Annotated in this window: 5 protein-coding genes; 1 reads left to right on the plus strand and 4 read right to left on the minus strand. The window is 67.2% G+C overall.

Annotation, left to right across the window (positions count from 1 at the left end; genetic code table 11):
* Positions 1–408 precede the first annotated feature (408 nt).
* The 3 genes from VV867_RS30750 to VV867_RS30760 all read right to left on the minus strand — a co-directional run bounded on the left by VV867_RS30750 (position 409) and on the right by VV867_RS30760 (position 1,291).
* Positions 409–540: a hypothetical protein gene (locus tag VV867_RS30750; protein ID WP_256595914.1), complete on the minus strand. Its 132-nt coding sequence runs from the start codon at positions 538–540 to the stop codon at positions 409–411.
* A 104-nt stretch (positions 541–644) separates the two neighbouring features.
* The gene (locus VV867_RS30755; protein ID WP_328568419.1) at positions 645–836 is read right to left on the minus strand and encodes a hypothetical protein; all 192 of its coding nucleotides are present in this window, start codon (positions 834–836) and stop codon (positions 645–647) included.
* Positions 833–1,291: a hypothetical protein gene (locus VV867_RS30760; protein WP_328568420.1), complete on the minus strand. Its 459-nt coding sequence runs from the start codon at positions 1,289–1,291 to the stop codon at positions 833–835. Before VV867_RS30760 ends, VV867_RS30755 begins: the two co-directional genes overlap by 4 nt.
* Before the next feature lie 193 nt (positions 1,292–1,484).
* On the opposite strand from VV867_RS30760, the gene VV867_RS30765 reads away from it, so the two are divergent.
* The gene (locus tag VV867_RS30765) at positions 1,485–2,393 is read left to right on the plus strand and encodes a YihY/virulence factor BrkB family protein (RefSeq protein ID WP_109935209.1); all 909 of its coding nucleotides are present in this window, start codon (positions 1,485–1,487) and stop codon (positions 2,391–2,393) included.
* A 3-nt stretch (positions 2,394–2,396) separates the two neighbouring features.
* Here the strand turns inward: VV867_RS30765 and VV867_RS30770 are convergent, their stop codons facing one another.
* On the minus strand, positions 2,397–2,885 hold the full coding sequence (locus VV867_RS30770; RefSeq protein ID WP_256595915.1) for a hypothetical protein: 489 nt from the start codon (positions 2,883–2,885) through the stop codon (positions 2,397–2,399).
* Between the last annotated feature and the right edge of the window lie 296 nt (positions 2,886–3,181).

Consider the following 3,181-nt stretch of genomic DNA (forward strand, 5'->3'; position numbering starts at 1 on the left):
TCATGCGACATGGATGTCGCGAGAGCCCCGATGGGCTACAGGGACGTACCCTCGGGGCGGGCCTCCGTGGCGGGGGAGTTCGTGAGGGTAGCCCGGCTCCATCGGGCCCGTATGCGGGGCAAGCCTTTTTGGTTCCTTTTGTGGCGTTTGACAAAAGGGACTCGCCCGAGGGGGCGAAACGAGAGACATCCGAGCACTCGGAGCGGCGCGCTACACCCAAACCTGACATCTTTTTGGGTTCCCGCATTCGTGGGAATCGGGAATGACGAGGGGGAGATCGGAGCACAGGCCGAAGGTTCACGAGCAAAAACCAGGCATCCCCCTCGCTCCTGCCAAGCGCGGGATGCAGGGAACCAGGCACGAAATAAATCGCGGACAACCGCCCCCGGCGGCCGTCCGCCGCTGGACTCAGGAGGTTTGCCCGTGGCTGCCGAGCAGCGCATTGCCGGCTTTCTTCTGTTTCTTCGCCATGCGTTTCTCGTGGGCCGTCTTCAGGGGCTTCTTCTTGCCTTCCTTGTGGGCGTTCAGACCTTTGCTCATGACCGTCACCTCGTGGACTGGGAAGCTTTGGCATCCCTGCGGTCGTCGTTCCGCCGGCCCGTGGAGGAGGCCGGTGCTCCTACAGCATAGACCTGCCGGGCGTTTCAGGCGTCGCCGCTCAGGCGCTCCAGTTCGCGGCGGACCATGGCCGCGTACTGCGGCGGGCCCAGGCGGTAGAGCTCGCCGGCCACCCAGGCCAGCCAGCGCCCGCCCATGGCCTGGCGCTCGGCCAGCAGCCGGCGGGCCTCGGCTTCGGCCCGGGTTGCGTTTTCGCGGTGGTAGTCGGCGCGGCTCATCCCTGGCACTGGAGTGTCTGCGGGTCGATCTCGATGCTCGCCAGCGGCTTGCCATCGCTGCCGTCGTAGTCGTGGGCGACGCGGATGCCGTGCTCGCGGATGCGCTGCAGCAGCGCCGGCTGCTGGCAGGTGGCGCGCTCCAGGCGGGTGCGCTGCTCGCTCTTGAACTTGTCCAGGGCGCTGGCCTGCATGCCCTCGGCCTTCATGCTGGAGAGGCCGTAGCGGTAGTGCAGCACCTTGCTGTCGGTGTCCAGGCGCACGTTCTCCAGGCGCGTCACCTGGTCCACCTGCACCGGCAGCTGCTTGCTCTGCTGCTCGAAGAAGGCGGCCGACTCCTTGAGGAAGGTGGCTTCGTCCTCGGCCCGGGCCTGGGGTTGCAGGCTGGCGAAGGCCGCGGCGGCGAGCAGCAGGGTGGCGCCGAGGCGGCGGGCGGGGCGGAGCATCGGGATGGGCATGCGGGGTTCCTCCGGCTGTGGTTGCGCTGAAGTGTATAGGCCATTTCCTACACCTGCCCGCCCCGGGGGAAACTTCCCCTGGCCGCGCCGAGTGGCTAGGCTTGGCCGAAACGACCGAACTTGAGCCGTGCCGGCGGGTCAACCGTCGATACGGGGCCGCGCCGCGGCCGGATGTGGAGGAAGGAAACCTGGCATGCAATTCATGGATCTTCGGGGCCTGAGCCTGGGCCCCTGGCAACTGCTGAAACTGACCGTCAAGGAATTCCTCGACGACGAGATGCCCACCTACGCGGCGGCGCTGGCCTACCAGGGGCTGTTCTCGCTGTTCCCGTTCCTGCTGTTCCTCATCGCCCTGCTGGGCTTCCTGCACCTGCCGGAATTCTTCGACTGGCTGCGCGAGCAGGCCGCCTACGTGCTGCCGGGCCAGGCCCTGGAGCAGGTCAACCCGATCATCGACCAGCTGCAGCAGCGCCAGGGCGGGCTGCTCTCGGTGGGGATCGTGGTCGCGCTCTGGTCGTCCTCGGCGGCGGTGCGCTCGTTGATGAATGCGCTCAACGCCGCCTACGACGTGCGCGAGATGCGCCCGGTGTGGAAGCGCGTGCCGCTGTCGCTGTTCTACACCCTGGGCCTGGCGGTGATGCTGATGCTGGTGGCCGCGCTGATGATCCTCGGGCCGCAGGTGATGGGCTGGATCGCCGAGCGGATCGGCCTGCAGGAATACGTGGTGGTGCTCTGGTCGCTGCTGCGCTGGCCGGTGGTGATCCTGCTGATGATGATGGCGGTGGCGGTGATCTACTACGCCACCCCCAACGTGAAGCAGAAGTTCCGCTTCATCACCCCCGGCTCGGTGCTGGCGGTGGTGGCCTGGGTGGCGGCGTCCCTGGCCTTCGGCTTCTACGTGAAGAACTTCGCCGACTACAACGCCATGTACGGCAGCGTCGGCGCCATCATCGTGCTGCTGCTGTACTTCTACATCTCCGCCGCGGTGCTGCTGCTGGGCGCCGAGCTCAACGCGGTGATCGAACACCACCTGCCCCACGGCAAGAACCCCGGCGAGCGCACCTTCGAACAGGCCGAGGCGCGCAGCCCCGAGGAGGGCTGAGGCTCACTGCGCCGGCTGCTGGCTCAGCAACTGCTCGACGATCTGCCCGGCGCGCTCGAAGTTCGGGTAGCCGCTCTTGGCCACGTCCAGCTCGGCGTAGGCCTTGCGGTATTCCTCGGCCTTCAGCGCGTCGGCATCCTGGCCGAGCATGGGCTGGCTGTAGACGCGGTAGAGCAGGGCGATGGCATAGGGCTGGCCGGCCTTGGCGGCGCGCTCCAGCAGGGGCAGGGCCTGGTCCGCCGGGGCCTGCTGGCGGATCTTCAGCAGCGCCTCGTAGAAGGCCACCTCGCCGCGCTGGTCGGCAGCGCGGGCATGCGCCAGCAGGTCGTTGGCGCGGGCGTAGTTGCCCGGGTCGGCCGAGGCGATCAGCAGCTTCGCCTCGAGCATGTCGTTGCGGTACAGCTGGTGCTGCTCCTCGGCGTCATGGCTGGCGCAGCCGGCCAGGTACAGCGGCAGGCCGATGACGGCCAGGCAGGAGAATGGGTGGCGCATGCCCATGAAGGTCCCTCGATGGCGAACGGGCGCGGAGTCGACGATTTTGCCGTTTCCGTGTGGGCAAGCATAGACGGGCGATGCGGCGTTCTGTAGCCGGGGGGTCGGCGCCGGGTGCCAGCGAAGCTGCAACTGCCCGGGCATGGCGCCGAAGTGTTCCTCGTAGGATGGGTTGAGCCTGGGCGAAACCCATGCGGCCATGGCGATGGGTATCGCTTCGTGTTCTGCCGGGAGACATGGGTAACAGGTGTCGGGAGACATAGGTAACGCATTTAGGATCACGGAATTGCCGTATC

The sequence above is a fragment of the Pseudomonas sp. JH-2 genome (assembly GCF_036231725.1).
Taxonomy (GTDB): Bacteria; Pseudomonadota; Gammaproteobacteria; order Pseudomonadales; family Pseudomonadaceae; genus Pseudomonas; species Pseudomonas delhiensis.